At 72.2% G+C, this 17,413-nt stretch carries 11 protein-coding genes and 1 pseudogene; 8 read left to right on the forward strand and 4 right to left on the reverse strand.

The annotated features are described in order from the left end of the window. Positions 1–314: 314 nt before the first annotated feature. A complete protein-coding gene (locus KUM03_RS12235) occupies positions 315–1,841 on the reverse strand; it encodes an MFS transporter (protein WP_217247064.1) in 1,527 nt (508 codons plus the stop codon). Between the two features lie 478 nt (positions 1,842–2,319). Between KUM03_RS12235 and KUM03_RS12240 the strand changes: the two genes are divergently transcribed. The 3 genes from KUM03_RS12240 to mfd all read left to right on the forward strand — a co-directional run bounded on the left by KUM03_RS12240 (position 2,320) and on the right by mfd (position 9,521). Then, positions 2,320–3,108 (forward strand): ABC transporter ATP-binding protein, encoded by a 789-nt coding sequence (locus KUM03_RS12240; RefSeq protein WP_217247065.1) that lies wholly within the window; start codon positions 2,320–2,322, stop codon positions 3,106–3,108. After that, on the forward strand, positions 3,105–5,672 hold the full coding sequence (locus KUM03_RS12245; RefSeq protein ID WP_217247066.1) for an ABC transporter permease: 2,568 nt from the start codon (positions 3,105–3,107) through the stop codon (positions 5,670–5,672). Before KUM03_RS12240 ends, KUM03_RS12245 begins: the two co-directional genes overlap by 4 nt. A 315-nt stretch (positions 5,673–5,987) precedes the next feature. Next, the gene (gene mfd, locus KUM03_RS12250) at positions 5,988–9,521 is read left to right on the forward strand and encodes a transcription-repair coupling factor (protein ID WP_217247067.1); all 3,534 of its coding nucleotides are present in this window, start codon (positions 5,988–5,990) and stop codon (positions 9,519–9,521) included. Positions 9,522–9,615: 94 nt separating this feature from the next. Here mfd and KUM03_RS12255 read toward each other — a convergent pair whose 3' ends face one another. Then, complete coding sequence (locus KUM03_RS12255; protein ID WP_019329929.1) at positions 9,616–9,816, reverse strand: antitoxin; 201 nt, start codon at positions 9,814–9,816, stop codon at positions 9,616–9,618. Positions 9,817–9,951: 135 nt separating this feature from the next. Here KUM03_RS12255 and KUM03_RS12260 point away from each other — a divergent pair, with 135 nt between their 5' ends. Together KUM03_RS12260 and KUM03_RS12265 are read left to right on the forward strand one after the other, a co-directional pair. Further along, on the forward strand, positions 9,952–10,728 hold the full coding sequence (locus KUM03_RS12260; RefSeq protein ID WP_217247068.1) for an HNH endonuclease family protein: 777 nt from the start codon (positions 9,952–9,954) through the stop codon (positions 10,726–10,728). An 87-nt stretch (positions 10,729–10,815) separates the two neighbouring features. After that, positions 10,816–11,559, forward strand: a complete 744-nt coding sequence (locus tag KUM03_RS12265) for an N-acetyltransferase (protein WP_217247073.1) — start codon at positions 10,816–10,818, stop codon at positions 11,557–11,559. 42 nt (positions 11,560–11,601) lie between these two features. On the opposite strand, the gene KUM03_RS12270 is transcribed toward KUM03_RS12265, so the two are convergent. After that, on the reverse strand, positions 11,602–12,513 hold the full coding sequence (locus tag KUM03_RS12270; RefSeq protein WP_217247069.1) for a hypothetical protein: 912 nt from the start codon (positions 12,511–12,513) through the stop codon (positions 11,602–11,604). A 126-nt stretch (positions 12,514–12,639) separates the two neighbouring features. Continuing rightward, the gene (locus tag KUM03_RS12275) at positions 12,640–13,146 is read right to left on the reverse strand and encodes a hypothetical protein (protein ID WP_217247070.1); all 507 of its coding nucleotides are present in this window, start codon (positions 13,144–13,146) and stop codon (positions 12,640–12,642) included. Positions 13,147–13,336: 190 nt separating this feature from the next. Here KUM03_RS12275 and KUM03_RS12280 point away from each other — a divergent pair, with 190 nt between their 5' ends. The 3 genes and pseudogenes from KUM03_RS12280 to pkaE form a co-directional block, all read left to right on the forward strand. Next, the gene (locus tag KUM03_RS12280; protein WP_217247071.1) at positions 13,337–15,622 is read left to right on the forward strand and encodes an N-6 DNA methylase; all 2,286 of its coding nucleotides are present in this window, start codon (positions 13,337–13,339) and stop codon (positions 15,620–15,622) included. Positions 15,623–15,783: 161 nt separating this feature from the next. Then, a complete protein-coding gene (locus KUM03_RS12285; protein ID WP_217247072.1) occupies positions 15,784–16,503 on the forward strand; it encodes a hypothetical protein in 720 nt (239 codons plus the stop codon). 65 nt (positions 16,504–16,568) lie between these two features. Further along, a pseudogene (pkaE, locus tag KUM03_RS12290) lies at positions 16,569–17,413 on the forward strand (serine/threonine protein kinase PkaE); the annotation flags it as partial.

Raw genomic sequence — 17,413 nt, forward strand, 5'->3', positions numbered from 1 at the left:
GGTAAGGGGAGGGGGAGGGTTGGTGTCGGTAGGGCGGCTGTGGTGGCGGTGGCGGGGGTTGGTACGGGGGCGGTGGTGGCCGGTGTGGGTACGACGGGGACGGGTCGTAGGACATCCCGGGGCTCCTTGCGCGGCTCGGGTCCGGTGCGGCGGACCGCAGGGAGGTGGGGGGTGGGGGCCACGCACGCTACTCGCCGGTCACGTGGGGCGCTGCGTTTTGGCCAAACTGATCGGTCGGTATGCGCATGCCGCGCCGTCCTCGCGGTGTTACCCGCGTTAACCTGCGCCTTTGCCGGGTCCGGCGGCCCGCGAGTTCAGTCCTTGAGCACCGGGAACCGGCGTGGCGCCACCAGCAGCAGCACCAGGAACGCCAGCGCCGCCGCACCCGCCGCGCCCAGGTAGACCGCGTGCACGGCGTCGGCGATCGCCCGCCGTACGGACTCCCCGGCGGTGCCCGAATCCAGCGCCCGGGTCACGGAGTCGAGATCTCCGGCGCCGACGCCGTCCGTCGCGCCGAGCCGCGCGGCCAGCACTCCGTTGGCGATCGCGCCGAAGGCCGCCGCGCCGACGGTCTGGCCGGTCTGACGGCAGAACAGCACGGACGCGGTCGTCGTACCCCGCTCCGCCCAGCCGACCGTGGACTGGACGCCGACGATGAGCGGCAGCTGGAACAGGCCGAGCGCGCCGCCGAGCAGCAGCATCAGCAGGGCCGGCTGCCAGGCCTCGCCGGGGTAGGGGAGGAAGGGGAAGGCGAACAGGAGCAGCGACGCGGTGCCGATGCCGAGCATCGCCGTGTTGCGGAAGCCGATCCTGCGGTACACGTGCTGGCTCAGGGCCGCCGACACCGGCCAGCTCAGCGTCCACACGGACAGCACGAACCCGGCGGCCACGGGCGCCAGGCCCAGCACCGACTGGGCGTAGGTGGGCAGGAACACGGTCGGCGCCACCATGAGTACCCCCAGGGCGCCGAGCGCGAGGTTCACCGCCGCGATCGTGCGGCGGCGCCACACCCAGCCAGGGATGATCGGCTCCACCGCGCGGCGCTCGATCACCACCACGGCCGCCAGCAGGACGAGACCGGCGGCGAACAGGGCGAGCGAGGGCGCCGACAGCCACGGCCAGGCCACCCCGCCCTGTACCAGGGCGGTGAGCAGTACGCCCCCGCAGGCGAACACGGCCAGCGCGCCCGCCCAGTCGACCCGCGCGCGCGTGCCGGTCCCCTCCCGTGAGGGCTCGTCCCGGGGCGGCTCGTGCAGGTGACGGACGATCAGCCACAGGGCGAGGGCGCCGACCGGCAGGTTGATGAGGAAGATCCAGCGCCAGTCGGCGTACGTGGCCAGCACGCCCCCGAGGCCCGGGCCCGCGATGGCCGACACCGCCCACACCGTGGAGAGCCGGGCCTGGATCCTGGGCCGGTCCTTGAGCGGGTACAGGTCGGCGGCGAGGGTCTGCACCGTGCCCTGCAGGGCGCCGCCGCCCAGGCCCTGGAGGACGCGGAAGGCGATGAGGGCGGCCATGTTCCAGGCCAGCGCGCACAGCAGGGAGCCGAGGAGGAACAGTGCCGCGCCCACCACCAGGACCGGCTTGCGGCCGAAGGTGTCGGAGAGCTTGCCGTAGACGGGCAGCGTGACGGTGACGGCCAGCAGGTAGCCGGAGAAGAGCCACGAGAAGAGGGAGAAGCCGCCGAGGTCGCCGACGATCTGCGGGACGGCGGTGGAGACGATGGTGGCGTCGAGCGCCGACAGCGCCATCGCGAGCATCAGTGCGGCGACGACGGCACCGCGCCGGCCCGGGCCCGTGCCGGGTGCGGCCTCGTCCACCGCCGACCTGGTGCCGTCCACCCGCGCGCCCCCTTCTGTTGTGTTCCCCCTGCATCCATCCGCGGGGATCAGCTTCCCACTTGACCCTGACGTCACGGGAGGGTGGATGCTCGGTGCGTCCTGAGGCGGACGGCCACCCTGAGTCCGGCTCCACCGGAGGGTGGACTGCCCCTAGGGGTACCTCCGTACTACGGGTCGGGGAGGGTTCGTACCGACGGAGGACGAGAGAGGCCCGGCGGCGTCCTTAATCTGGCTTTACGCCGCTGGGGGGCGGCGAACCGGACCCGTGGGGGTGGGGTTTTCCCCAGCAGAAGAGTGCGCTGTACCTCAGCGCGCTCGGCACCCGGTTCCGGCCAGACTCTTCGACATAGCAGCAAGCACGCAGCAGCGACACGTTCCAGCGCACGACCCGTTGTGAAGCTCGCACCACCAGCGGTACCGCTCCGCGTTCACCGCCGGCACCGGCGGCACAGGTGATGACCGACATAGGAGACTTGACATGACATCGGCCGTAAGTATTCCCGCACACGGGAGCACTGGAGGGCGTACGGCCGTTGCCGCGCGGGCGCGGCAGGTCGTGAAGGCGTACGGGGTCGGCGAGACCCGGGTGGTCGCCCTGGACCACGTGGACGTGGACATCGCCCGCGGTCAGTTCACCGCGATCATGGGGCCGTCGGGCTCCGGCAAGTCCACGCTGATGCACTGCCTGGCGGGCCTGGACACCGTCACCGCCGGACAGATCTACCTCGACGAGACCCAGATAACCGGCCTGAAGGACAAGAAGCTCACGCAGCTGCGCCGGGACCGGATCGGTTTCATCTTCCAGGCGTTCAACCTGCTCCCGACGCTGAACGCGATCGAGAACATCACGCTGCCCATGGACATCGCCGGCCGTAAGTACGACCGGGCGTGGCTGGAGCGGGTCGTGGAGACCGTGGGCCTCGCCGGGCGGCTGAAGCACCGGCCGACCCAGCTCTCCGGCGGCCAGCAGCAGCGGGTCGCCGTGGCGCGGGCACTGGCCGCCCGGCCCGAGATCATCTTCGGTGACGAGCCGACCGGAAACCTCGACTCGCGCGCCGGCGCCGAGGTGCTGGGCTTCCTGCGCCGGTCGGTGGACGAGCTGGGCCAGACCATCGTGATGGTCACCCACGACCCGGTGGCCGCCAGTTACGCGGACCGGGTGCTGTATCTCGCCGACGGCCGGATCGTCGACGAGATGTACAAGCCGACCGCGGACGCCGTCCTCGACCGCATGAAGGACTTCGACGCCCGGGGGCGCACGTCATGACCGTCGTGAAGACCTCGATGCGCAACTTCCTCGCGCACAAGGGCCGCATGGCGCTCTCGGCGGTGGCGGTGCTGCTGTCGGTGGCGTTCGTGTGCGGCACCCTGGTGTTCACGGACACCATGAACACCACCTTCGACAAGCTGTTCGCCGTCACCTCGTCGGACGTGACGGTCGCCCCGAAGGACGCCGAGGCCGAGGACACGCCGCAGAGCGGGGTGCCCGAGTCGCTTCCGGCGTCCACCCTGGAGAAGATCCGCGCGGCCGAGGGCGTCGAGTCGGCCGAGGGAGCGGTCGTCTCGATGAACGTGACCGTGGTCAACGCGGACAACGACAACGTGGGAGCCACCAGCGGCGCCCCGACCCTCGCCGGGAACTGGACCAGGAACGACCTGCGGTCGATGGAGATCACGTCGGGGCACGCGCCGCGCGGCCCGACCGAGGCGATGGTCGACTCCGACACCGCCGACAAGCACGACCTGAAGATCGGCGACGAGCTGCGCACCATCGCGCAGACCGGCGACTTCAAGGCGAAGATCGTCGGCATCGTCTCCTTCACCGTCACCAACCCCGGTGCCGCGGTCGTCTACTTCGACACCCCCACCGCCCAGAGCCAGCTGCTCGGCGGCACGGACCGCTTCAGCCAGTTCAACGTCACCGCCGCGGCCGGCGTCACCGACGCGCAGCTCAAGCAGAACGTCTCCGCCGCCCTGGACGGCGGCGCCTTCAAGGTGCAGACCGCCAAGGAGGCGTCCGACGAAGGCCGCGCGGACGTCGGCGAGTTCATGGACGTCATCAAGTACGCCATGCTCGGCTTCGCCGGGATCGCGTTCCTGGTCGGCATCTTCCTGATCATCAACACCTTCTCCATGCTGGTCGCCCAGCGCACCCGTGAGATCGGCCTGATGCGGGCCATCGGCTCCTCCCGCCGGCAGGTCAACCGCTCGGTCCTCGTCGAGGCGTTCCTGCTCGGCATCGTCGGCTCGGTCCTCGGCGTCGCGGCCGGTGTCGGCATCGCCGTCGGCCTGATGAAGCTGATGTCGGCGGCGGGCATGAACCTCTCCACCGACGACCTGACCATCAAGACGGCGACCCCGGTGGTCGGCCTGGTCCTCGGCATCGTGGTCACGGTCCTGGCCGCCTACCTGCCGGCCCGCCGCGCCGGCAAGATCTCCCCGATGGCCGCCCTGCGCGACGCCGGCACCCCGGCCGACGGCAAGGCCGGCTGGATACGCGGCCTCATCGGCCTGGTCCTCACCGGCGCCGGCGCCGCGGCCCTGTTCACGGCCGCCGCGGCCGACAAGGCGAGCGAGGGCTCGATGATGCTCGGCGCGGGCATCGTGCTGTCCCTCATCGGCTTCGTCGTCATCGGCCCGCTGCTCGCCGGCTTCGTGGTCCGGGCGATCAGTGCGGTACTGCTGCGGGCCTTCGGCCCGGTGGGACGGCTGGCCGAGCGCAACGCCCTGCGCAACCCGCGCCGCACCGGCGCCACCGGTGCCGCCCTGATGATCGGCCTCGCGCTGGTGGCGTGCCTGTCCGTCGTCGGCTCCTCCATGGTCGCCTCGGCCACCAGCGAGCTGGACAAGACGGTCGGCGCGGACTTCATCGTCCAGGGCAACCAGCGGATCGTGCCGAAGGCGGAGAAGGCGATGCAGGACACGCCCGGCCTGGAGCACGTCACCCGCTACAAGATGCTCGACGCCACACTGACCTCGCCCGACGGCAAGACCGACGACGACGGAGTCACGGCCGCCGACCCGACCTACGCCCAGGACGTGCGCCGCGAGACGACCGAGGGCGAGCTCTCCGCCGCCTACGGCACCGACGCCATGTCGGTCGGCTCGGACTACGCCAAGAAGCACGGCGTGCACGTCGGCGACACGATCTCCGTCGCCTTCAAGGGCGGCGAGACCGCGAAGCTCAAGGTCGCCGCGATCACGAGCGACGACGTCGCCATCGACCAGGGCGCGCGGTACATCAGCATCGAGACGATGCGGAAGTACCTGCCGGCCGAGAACGTCCCGCCGAACACGATCATGTTCGCCAAGGCCGAGGACGGTCGGGCGGACCAGGCGTACGCGGCGCTGAAGAAGTCCCTGGACGCCTACCCGCAGTACCAGGTGGCCGACCAGACCGACTACAAGCAGGAGCTGAAGGACCAGGTCGGCCAGCTGCTGAACATGGTCTACGGCCTGCTCGCCCTGGCGATCATCGTCGCGGTCCTCGGTGTGGTGAACACGCTGGCGCTGTCGGTGGTCGAGCGGACCCGCGAGATCGGACTGATGCGGGCGATCGGCCTCTCCCGCCGCCAGCTGCGCCGGATGATCCGCATGGAGTCCGTCGTCATCGCCCTCTTCGGTGCCCTGCTGGGCCTGGGGCTGGGCATGGGCTGGGGCGCCACGGCACAGAAGCTGCTCGCCCTGGAGGGACTGAACGTCCTCGACATCCCCTGGCCGACGATCATCGGCGTCTTCATCGGCTCCGCCTTCGTGGGCCTGTTCGCGGCCCTGGTCCCGGCCTTCCGCGCCGGCCGCATGAACGTCCTGAACGCGATCGCGACGGAGTAGCACCCGACCCGACAGCCACCGCATACGGGGGTTGCGGGGGAAGGGCCCGGCGCCGAGTCCACACCGACTCGGCGCCGGGCCTTTTGGTCACCTTTCAGCCGACCGAGTCGGGTGGTGGGTGGGCATAGGTCCGGGGGTCCAGGGGGCGGAGCCCCCTGGTAGGGCCACCGCGGCGCCGGCCACACCCGCACCCGGCGTCGTCCACAGCCCCCAGCGCCCGCGAGCGCAGCGTCGTACGCTGGACACCCCCGGCCCTCACCCCGCCGGGCTACTCGTGTTGTCCACCCCAGCACCCAGGACGGAAGCGCCCCCTCCATGAGCCTGCACGGTCTGCTCGACGCCGTCGTCAAGGACACCGCCCTCGCGGAAGCGATCACGGCGGCCGCAGACGGCAACCGCATGCACGTCGACCTGGTCGGCCCGCCCGCCGCCCGTGCCTTCTCGGTCGCCGCGCTGGCCCGCGAGACGGGCCGCCCCGTGCTGGCGGTGACCGCGACGGGACGTGAGGCGGAGGACCTGGCCGCCGCCCTGCGCTCCCTGCTGCCGCCCGAGGGCGTCGTGGAGTACCCGTCCTGGGAGACCCTGCCGCACGAGCGGCTCAGCCCCCGCAGCGACACCGTCGGCCGCCGCCTCGCCGTCCTGCGCCGCCTCGCCCACCCCCGCCCCGACGACCCCGAGACCGGCCCGGTCTCCGTCGTCGTAGCCCCCGTACGCTCCGTGCTCCAGCCGCAGGTCAAGGGCCTCGGCGACCTGGAGCCGGTCGCCCTGCGCACCGGCCAGACCGCCGACCTGAACGAGATCGTCGAGGCCCTGGCGGCCGCCGCGTACGCGCGCGTGGAGCTGGTGGAGAAGCGCGGCGAGTTCGCCGTGCGCGGCGGCATCCTGGACGTCTTCCCGCCGACCGAGGAGCACCCCCTCCGCGTCGAGTTCTGGGGCGACGACGTCGAGGAGATCCGCTACTTCAAGGTCGCCGACCAGCGCTCCCTGGAGGTCGCCGACCACGGCCTGTGGGCGCCGCCCTGCCGCGAGCTGCTGCTCACCGAGGACGTACGCGAGCGGGCCGCCGCCCTGGCCGAGGACCACCCCGAGCTGGGCGAACTGCTCGGCAAGATCGCCGAGGGCATCGCGGTCGAGGGCATGGAGTCCCTGGCCCCCGTCCTCGTGGACGACATGGAGCTGCTGCTGGACGTGCTGCCCAAGGGCTCCATGGCGGTGGTCTGCGACCCGGAGCGGGTCCGCACCCGTGCCGCCGACCTGGTCGCCACCTCGCAGGAGTTCCTCCAGGCGTCCTGGGCGGCCACGGCGGGCGGCGGCCAGGCGCCGATCGACGTCGACGCGGCCTCCCTGTGGTCCATCGCGGACGTCCGGGACCGGGCCCGCGAACTGGACATGATGTGGTGGTCGGTCTCCCCCTTCGCCGCCGACGACGCGCTCGAAGAGGCCGACACCCTCAAGCTCGGTATGCACGCCCCCGAGACCTACCGCGGCGACACCGCCAAGGCGCTGGCGGACACCAAGGGCTGGCTCGCCGACGGCTGGCGCGCCGTCTACCTCACCGAGGGCCACGGCCCGGCCGCCCGCACCGTCGAGGTGCTCGGCGGCGAGGGCATCGCGGCCCGCCTCGACAACGACCTGGACACGCTCAGCCCCTCCGTCGTCCACGTCTCCTGCGGCTCGATCGACCACGGCTTCGTCGACCGGGCCCTCAAGCTCGCCGTTCTCACCGAGACCGACCTGACCGGGCAGAAGGCCGCCGGCCGCGAGGGCGCCCGGATGCCCGCCCGGCGCCGCAAGACCATCGACCCGCTCACCCTGGAGGCGGGCGACTACATCGTCCACGAACAGCACGGCGTGGGGCGCTACATCGAGATGGTGCAGCGCACCGTGCAGGGCGCCACCCGCGAGTACCTGGTCGTGGAGTACGCCCCCGCCAAGCGCGGCCAGCCCGGCGACCGCCTCTACATCCCCACCGACCAGCTGGAGCAGATCACCAAGTACGTCGGCGGCGAGGCCCCCACCCTGCACCGCCTCGGCGGCGCCGACTGGACCAAGACCAAGGCCCGCGCCAAGAAGGCGGTCAAGGAGATCGCCGCCGACCTGATCAAGCTCTACAGCGCCCGGATGGCGGCGCCCGGCCACGCGTTCGGCGGGGACACGCCCTGGCAGCGCGAGCTGGAGGACGCCTTCCCCTACGCCGAGACGCCCGACCAGCTCACCACCATCGCCGAGGTCAAGGAGGACATGGAGAAGACGGTTCCCATGGACCGCCTGATCTGCGGCGACGTCGGCTACGGCAAGACGGAGATCGCGGTCCGCGCCGCCTTCAAGGCCGTCCAGGACGGCAAGCAGGTGGCCGTACTGGTGCCCACGACGCTGCTGGTGCAGCAGCACTTCGGGACGTTCAGCGAGCGCTACGCCCAGTTCCCGGTGAGCGTGAAGGCGCTCTCCCGCTTCCAGACCGACACCGAGGCGAAGGCGACCCTGGAGGGCCTGCACGAGGGCTCGGTGGACATCGTCATCGGCACCCACCGCCTGTTCTCCTCCGAGACCAAGTTCAAGGACCTGGGCCTGGTCATCGTCGACGAGGAGCAGCGCTTCGGCGTCGAGCACAAGGAGCAGCTGAAGAAGCTCCGCGCCAACGTCGACGTGCTTACCATGTCCGCCACGCCCATCCCGCGCACCCTGGAGATGGCGGTCACCGGCATCCGCGAGATGTCCACGATCACCACCCCGCCGGAGGAGCGGCACCCGGTGCTGACCTTCGTCGGCCCCTACGAGCACAAGCAGATCGGTGCCGCGATCCGCCGCGAGCTGCTGCGCGAGGGCCAGGTCTTCTACATCCACAACCGCGTCGAGTCCATCGACCGCGCGGCGGCCAAGCTCCGCGAGATCGTCCCCGAGGCGCGCATCGCCACCGCCCACGGCCAGATGTCGGAACAGGCCCTCGAACAGGTCGTCGTCGACTTCTGGGAGAAGAAGTTCGACGTGCTGGTCTCCACGACCATCGTCGAGTCCGGCATCGACATCTCCAACGCCAACACCCTCATCGTGGAGCGCGGCGACAACTTCGGCCTCAGCCAGCTCCACCAGCTGCGTGGCCGCGTCGGCCGAGGCCGGGAGCGCGGCTACGCCTACTTCCTCTACCCGCCGGAGAAGCCGTTGACGGAGACGGCGCACGAGCGCCTCGCCACCATCGCCCAGCACACCGAGATGGGCGCTGGCATGTACGTGGCGATGAAGGACCTGGAGATCCGCGGCGCCGGCAACCTGCTGGGCGGCGAGCAGTCCGGCCACATCGCCGGCGTCGGCTTCGACCTGTATGTGCGGATGGTCGGCGAGGCGGTCGCCGACTACCGGGCCTCCCTGGAGGGCGGGGTCGAGGAGGAGCCGCCGCTCGAGGTCAAGATCGAACTGCCCGTCGACGCGCACGTCCCGCACGACTACGCCCCCGGCGAGCGGCTGCGGCTCCAGGCGTACCGGTCCATCGCCTCCGCGGGCAGCGAGGAGGACGTCAAGGCCGTACGCGAGGAACTCGTCGACCGGTACGGCAAGCTGCCGGAGCCGGTGGAGAACCTGCTGCTGGTCGCGGGGCTGCGCATGCTCGCGCGGGCGTGCGCCGTCGGCGAGATCGTGCTTCAGGGCAACAACATCCGCTTCGCGCCGGTGGAGTTGCGCGAGTCCCAGGAGCTGCGGCTCAAGCGGCTCTACCCCGGTTCCGTCATCAAGGCGGGCACCCACCAGGTCCTCGTGCCGCGTCCGAAGACCGCGAAGGTGGGCGGCAAGCCGCTGGTCGGGCGCGAACTGCTCGGCTGGGTCGGGGAGTTCCTGACCTCGATCCTGGGGTCCTGACCCCAGACTGACCCCAGACAGGCCGGGGAGTCGCAGAGGAAGCCGTCCACGGGGACAGATCCCGTGGACGGCTCCGCTGTGTCGGGGGAGCGGGCTACTGCTGATCCGGCCGGTTGCCTCCACCCTCACGCCCGAAGCCGAGCCTGTCCTCGGCCTGCTGCTGCGCGGTGTCGACGTGCTTCTCGTACTTGCCGCCGGTCCTCTGGTTGACCTGGCGTTCGGCCGCGTCGGACATCTTCCTGGACCTGTCCTTGTCCTTGCCGGCCATGCTCTTCATCTTGTCGAGGATGCCCATGCAGAGCTCCTTCCGAGACGTGACTCACTGTCGACCGTACGACAGATTTGTCCAGCATGCCCAATAAGGCCACCTATGGTCTGAACCTCTCCATGGCTACCGTGGTATCCGCGAACGGCAAGGGGAGGGACGCGCATGGGGCGGCAGGGCAGGACGCGCAACGGATGGGCCGCGTGCGCGGTCCTCACACTGGCGCTGGTCACCGGGTGCGAGGGCGTCGACGGCGGCGGCGACGGACCCACGTCGTCGGAGGAGAACGCCGGGGCACCGGCCGCGGGCCGGGCCGTCAGCCCGCTGCGCAACCCGGACGGCACCGGGCCCGGCCTGGCCCCCGTCGCGGGCGACACCGACGAGGCCACGGCCCGCAAGCTCATCGACGGCCTGAAGACCAAGGGGCGCGGGCCCAGGACGGGGTACGACCGTGACGAGTTCGGCTATGCGTGGATGGACACGGCCGACGGCGTACCGTTCGCCCGCAACGGCTGCGACACCCGCAACGACCTGCTCCAACGCGACGGGCAGGACCTGCGCTTCCGCTCCGGGTCGGACTGCGTGGTCGTCGCCATGACGCTGGACGACCCGTACACCGGCACCACCATCGAGTGGCGCAAGCAGGAGGCGAGCGAGGTCCAGATCGACCACGTCGTGCCGCTGTCGTACAGCTGGCAGATGGGCTCCTCGCGGTGGTCCGAGAGCAAGCGCGAGCAACTGGCGAACGACCCGCTCAACCTCATCCCGGTGCAGGGCAGGGCCAACTCCGCCAAGAGCGACTCAGGACCGGCCTCCTGGCTCCCGCCCGACAAGTCGGTCCGCTGCGCCTACGCGGTCCGCTTCGCACAGGTCGCCGCCAAGTACGAGCTGGCGGTCACGGCACCGGACAAGCGGATGATGTCCCGCCAGTGCGGCGGCTGACCGCGCCGACCATGATCGCCGCCCGGTGAAAACCGCTGTCCGGCCGTGTGTCCCGCTGTCTACGGTGACGGCATGGGAGCCGAAGACATGGAGCTGAGGATTTCGAGCCTCGCCGAGCGCCCGGAGATGCTGGACCGGGTCCGGGAGATGCCCGACAACTGGCCCGCGTTCGCCGTCGAGGACCTCTCGGGCAACGCCCACTATCCGCGCATCGCCGTCGAGTTGCCGCAGTACGTGCAGTTCGCCGAGGACGAGCACGGCGAGGTCGTCGCCCACGGCCACAGCGTGCCGTTCGCCCTGCACACCGAGGGGCGTGGCACGCTGCCCGCCCGCGGCTGGGCCGAGGTGCTCGTCTGGGCCTTCAGCGACCTGCGCCGCGGGGTGCGCCCCGACACCGTCAGCGCCATCTCCGTCACCGTCGCCCCGCACGCGCAGGGGCGCGGCCTGTCCGGCAGGATGCTCGCCGCGATGCGCGACAACGCCCGCACCCGCGGCTTTGGCGAGGTCGTCGCCCCCGTCCGGCCCAGCGCCAAGCACCTCGAACCCCGCGCGCCCATGGAGGAGTACGCCCGCCGCCTGCGCCCGGACGGTCTGCCCCACGACCCCTGGCTGCGCGTCCACGCGCGGGCCGGGGCCGCCGTCGACTCCGTGGCCCCGGCCTCCATGACCGTCTCCGGCTCGCTCGACCAGTGGCGGGACTGGACGGGCCTGCCCTTCGACACCGCCGGGGACGTCGAGGTACCCGGCGCCCTCGTGCCGGTGCGCTGCGAACCGGAGCGTGGGTACGCCGTCTACGTCGAGCCCAACGTGTGGATGCGGCACCCGCTGTGACCGCCCGGGGCGGGGGCGCTCACAGCGGGTGCCGTACGGCGCTCAGGCGTTGCGCCCGTTCATCGCCTCCAGGTCGAGGACGTCCCCGGTGGGAGCGTCGGCGGGCACCGGCTCGTCGTAGTCGCTGAAGGTGAGGGTGCCGGCGTCGTTCTCGGCCTTGCTCTCGAAGCGCACCAGGTAGGGCTTGCCCTCGGAGGCGATGTAGAGCTTGCTGCGGTCCGCGCCGTCCGTCTCCCACAGGACCAGCACGGGCGTGCCGTCGACGGTGGTGGCCTCGCCGCGGGTCAGCACCGGATCGCTGTCGTCGGCGTCACCGTCCGTGCCGTCCAGCATCGTGTCCAGGTCGCAGAAGCTCGTCATGTCCTTCGCGTCCGGACCGGTGGCGGACATCTTGGTCCACCGGCCGGCCAGCAGCGACACGAGGGCCTCCGTGTCCGCCTGCGGCTCGCCCTTGCTCTGCGCCCGCAGGAACCGCTCGTCGTACTTCATGTAGACCGCGTCGCCGGTCTTGATGAGCTCGGCCTGGCCCTGGCCGTCCATGCTCATCGTGCCCGCGCACTCGCCCTTCCGGTCCAGAGCGATGTCGATCCGTATGGTGCCGCCGCTCTCCTCGTCCGGGACGTCGCCCGTGACGCGCAGCGAGCGGGCTTGGGTGGTGGCCTCGAGGGCACGGTCGGAGATCTCGTCGGCGCTCAGACCGGCGAACGGCTCCGCCGACGCGGAGGCTGAGGCTGAGGCCGAGGCTGACGGTGACTTCTCCGGGTTCGTGTCCTTGTCCGCGTCCGCCTTCTGCCCGGAAGCCGGTCCGGAGGCGGATGCCGTGGCTCCGGTTCCGTCGGGCCCGCCGGCCCTCCCGGAGTCGTCCTGGCCGGACTGGCATCCGGTCAGGCTCGCGGTGGCCACCGCGGCGAGGAAGAGAGCGGTGAACGTGGAGCGGCGTATGTGCCGGCGCATGGCGGAGTCCCCCCAGGAATCCCAGCGAGCGGTGAAGGACGAACTGGTGAATGTCGTGCTGTGAACCGTGAATCGTGAACCGTGAATCGTGAACCGCGAAACAGCGCGGCGGGCGCGGACCGGGGCTCAGAAGTTGCCGTTGCCGAGCAGCTCGCCGTCGGCATCGTAGACGGTCACGAGGCCGTTCTCGCTCTGCTTCCAGTCGGCGAACGCGGAGGCGATGAGCTTGGCCGGGCCCATGCCCTCGCCCATGAGGCCGCCGGTGAAGTCCGTGTAGACGTCGGCGGCGTCGAGGATGTCGTTCTGCTCCTCGGCGCCCTGCACCTTGGTGACGTGGGCGACGGCCTCCTTCTCCGACGGCGTTCCGTTCTTCTCCACGAACGCCTTGAACCGGTCGGCCTGGGACGCCTTCTCGGCGGCCTTGTTCTCGGCCGGCTTCGCATCGGAGTCCTCGGCCGGCTTCGCGTCGGACGCGCCGTCGCCCTTCGTGCCGCCGGGCTTCTCCTCGGCGCCGGCGGAGGTCCGGTTGTCGCTCTTGCCCTCGCCGCCCCCGTCGCCGGAGTTCGCCGAGACCGCCCCGATGACGACGAGCCCCACGACGGCGCCCAGCGCGACCTTGGTCTTCATGCCCATGACTGTGTCCCCTCCCGGTGCGGCAACCGCCATCCCTTGACGGCTGCCCGTTGGCGAGGTCAATAAGACCAGAGCCCGTGAACCGAGTCAACCACGTACACGCGGACAAGCGCGTACACGCCCGTGAATCGGTTCGGTGGGCTGCCTCGGTATGCTCGGCGCCACACATGTGACGAGGGGAGCCGCGCCGGTGCAGGACAACGCGACTGAAGTGACCGCCGCCGGAATCGCGCGGCTCGCCGGCGTCGGCAGGGCCGCCGTGAGCAACTGGCGCCGCCGCCACGCCGACTTCCCCAAGCCGGTCGGCGGCACCGAGACCAGCCCCTCCTTCGCCCTCGCCGAGGTGGAGGGCTGGCTGCGCGTCCACGGCAAACTCGCCGAGGTACCCCTGCGGGAGCGGGTCTGGCAGCAGGTCGTCGGCCACCCCGAGGGGCCGGTCACCGCACTCACCCACGCCGGCTGCGTCCTGCTGCTCATCCACGACCGCCCCACCCTCTGGCTGGAGGTGAGCGCCGGCTCCGACGAACGGCTCGCCGCGATGCTCCCCGAGGCGCTGGACCAGGTCCTCACCCCGCGCTTCGGCGCGGTGCGCCCGGGCCGCCGCAACCCCGGAGGCCGGACGACCACGACCTCCCCCGCCGGGACACCGACCGGGACACCGACCGGTACGCCAGCCACTGCGCCCGCCGTGCCCGCCGTGCCCGCCGTGCCCGTTGTGAACTCACCCACCGGCGACCGTGCGATCCCCGGCGTTCACACGGAGCCTGCCGTCAACGCGCCCGCCCTCCAGAACCTCACCGGCCCCGCCGCCCTCGCCTCCGCCCCCCTCCTGCGCGGAACCGCCGAACTCGCCGCTGAACTGGGCGCCCGGCAGGCCTTCGAGTTCCTGCTCGGCCGGCACCTCGACGCCAACCCGCGCCAGTACACGCTCACCCCCGCCGAACTGGCCGGCCTCATGGCCGACCTCGCCGGCCCCGCCCGCACCGTCCTCGACCCCGCCTGCGGCACCGGCGCCCTCCTGCGCGCCGCCGCACCCGACGGCCCCGCCCCCCGCCCAGAGCAGGACGGCCTGTGCCTCCACGCCCAGGACGGCGCCCCCGACCTCGCCGCCCTCACCGCGCTCCGGCTCGCCCTGCACACCAGGGCCACCGTCCGCGCCGCCGCCGGCGACACCCTGCGCGCGGACGCCTTCCCCGACCTGCGCGCCGACGCCGTCCTGTGCCACCCGCCGTTCAACGAACGCAACTGGGGACACGACGAACTCGCCTACGACGCCCGCTGGGAGTACGGCTTCCCGGCCCGCACCGAGTCCGAGCTGGCCTGGGTGCAGCACGCCCTCGCCCGCCTGCGCGACGACGGCACCGCCGTCCTGCTCATGCCGCCCGCCGCCGCCTCCCGCCGCTCCGGCCGCCGCATCCGCGCCGACCTGCTGCGCCGGGGCGCGCTGCGGGCCGTGATCGCCCTGCCGGCCGGCGCCGCACCGCCGTACAGCATCCCGCTCCACCTGTGGGTGCTGTGCCGCCCAGGGAAGGCGCCCGCGCAGCCCGAGGTGCTGCTCGCCGACGTCGGGCAGTTCACCGGCGAGGGGCGCGGGGGGACGGACTGGCGGGCCGTCAGGGGCGCCGTCCTCGACGCCTGGCGGGACTTCGACCGCACCGGCCGCCTCGACGAACGGCCCGGCCTGGCCCGGTCCCTGCCCGTCATCGAACTCCTCGACGACGACGTCGACCTGGCCCCCGCCCGCCACCTGCCGCCCCCCGCCACCGACGGTCCCGGACGACTCACGGACGTACGCGAACGCCTCGCCGAGACCCTGCGCCTGACCGCCGACCTCACCCCCGCGCCCACCGAAACCCCGCAACCCGATACCCGGCAACCCGGCACCCCGCAGCCCGGCACCGCACAGCCCGCGCCCCGCTGGCCGCTCACCACCGTCGGCGAACTCGCCCGCGGCGGCGCCCTGCTGTTGCGCACCGGCACCAACGGCGGGCACGCGCGCGTGCCCGTCCTCACCGACCACGACGTACTCGCCGGCACCACCCCCTCGGGCACCCTCCCGGAGAGCGACGAGGAACCCGTGCTGACCGAGCGCGGCGACGTCGTCGTCCCGGTCCTCGGCGGCGGCTCCGTCGCCCGCGTGGTCGACGCCGCCACCGCCGGCGCCGCCCTCGGCCGCAACCTGGTCCTCCTGCGCCCCGACCCCGCCGCACTGGACCCGTGGTTCCTCGCCGGGTTCCTGCGCGGCACCGCCAACAACCGCCAGGCCAGCAGCTACGCCTCCACCGCCACCCGCCTCGACGTCCGCCGCCTCCAGCTGCCCCGGCTCCCGCTCGACGCCCAGCTGCGCTACGGCGAACGGTTCCGCGCCCTCGACGAGTTCGAGCGCGCGCTCAGACTCGCCGGCCGCCTCGGCGAGCAGCTCGTACGGGGGATGTACGACGGGCTGACGGACGGGTCGGTGGCACCCGGGCCATGACCTGGTGGTGATGGGGGATCGGTGATCGGTGATCGGTACGGCAACGGTTCGGTACAACCGGGGGCCACTGTCGGCCCCGGCCTATACGCTCGGACTTTCACGCCGAACAACCCGTTCGTCCGTTCGTCCGTTCGGCACGGCATCATGGTCCAGGAGCAGTCATGTATGGCAACGGCGCCGCCGGGCCGCCGCCGCCCACCCGCGGCGCGACCAACGTCACCTCCCTGCGCGTGCTGTTCGCCGCCGCCGGCTTTCTCACCTGCGGTCTGCTCTCCTGCGTCCCCCTGTTCCGGATCGCCGTGCTGCGCGGCAGCCGACTCGACTGGACACTGGCCTGGCTGAGCCTTCCGGCGTCCATCGGCTGCCTCGCCGTGGTCGGCTCCCTGCCGGAGACCGACCGCCGGGGGGACGTCGCGATGGCCGCCCTGCTGCTGATCGGGGCGGCGGCCAGCGCGCACTTCCTGGTGGCCGACATACGCCTGCACGCCGCGCGGCCGCCGTTCCCCGGCTACCAGCCCTACCCCGCCGCCGGTCCGCACTACGCCCAGACGCAGCCCGCCGCCGGTCCGCACTACGCCCAGACGCAGCCCGCCGTCGGCCCGTACGCGCCCACGTTCCCGTCGCAGACCCCGCTGCGCCCGGACCCACGGCACACTCCCCCCGGACTGCACACGCCCGTGCCTCAACCGCCCCAGCCCCAGTCGCCGGTGGCCCGCGCACCCGTTCCTCAGCCGCCCGCCCCCACGCCACCTCCCCAGCACCCCGCCCCCGCCCGCATCGACCAGGTCCGTGCCGAGCTCGACGAGCTCAGCGACTACCTGCGCCAGCACGACGGCACGGGCAACGGGCACGGCGGTGGCAGCCCCGAGGGCGGAAGGTGACCGTGGCGACAGGACGCGTCGTCGCCGGCCGGTACGAACTGGCCACGCTCATCGGGCAGGGCGGCATGGGACAGGTCTGGACGGCCTACGACGGGCGCCTCGACCGGCGCGTGGCGGTGAAGCTGCTGCGCCCCGACAAGGTGGCCGGCCAGGAGGCCGACGAACTGCGCCGCCGCTTCGTGCGCGAATGCCGGGTGACCGCCCAGGTCGATCACCCCGGCCTGGTCACCGTGCACGACGCGGGCAGCGAGGGCGAGGAGCTGTTCCTCGTCATGCAGTACGTCGACGGCGCCGACCTCTCCGACCACCTCGCCGAGAACGACCCCTACCCCTGGCAGTGGGCGGTCGCCGTGGCCGCGCAGCTGTGCGCCGTACTGAGCGCCGTGCACGCCGTGCCGATCGTCCACCGCGACCTCAAGCCGCGCAACGTGATGGTGAAGCAGGACGGCACCGTCACCGTCCTCGACCTCGGCGTCGCCTCCGTCATGGACGCCGACACCACCCGCCTCACCCACACCGGCACCCCCATCGGCTCGCCCGCCTACATGGCGCCCGAGCAGGCCATGGGCGGCGCCGTCGGCCCGTACACCGACCTGTACGCGCTCGGCGTCCTGCTGCACGAACTGCTCAGCGGCGACGTCCCGTTCGCGGGTTCGACGGCGCTCGGCGTGCTCCACCGGCACCTGTACGAGCCGCCGCTGCCCGTGCGCCGCATCCGACCCGAGGTCCCCGAGGCGCTCGAGACCCTGGTCCTGCGCCTGCTCGCCAAGGACCCGCAGCACCGCCCCGCCTCCGCCCAGGAGGTCTACGAGCACCTGGCGCTGCTGCTGCCCGCGCGCGGCATGCCCACCGGCGGCCCCCTCGACCCCACCCGCCCCTTCGTGCGCCCGCACGCCCCCTGGCCCGACCG

Origin of the sequence: Streptomyces sp. AC602_WCS936 (assembly GCF_019049125.1) — a bacterium.
Classification (GTDB): domain Bacteria; phylum Actinomycetota; class Actinomycetes; order Streptomycetales; family Streptomycetaceae; genus Streptomyces.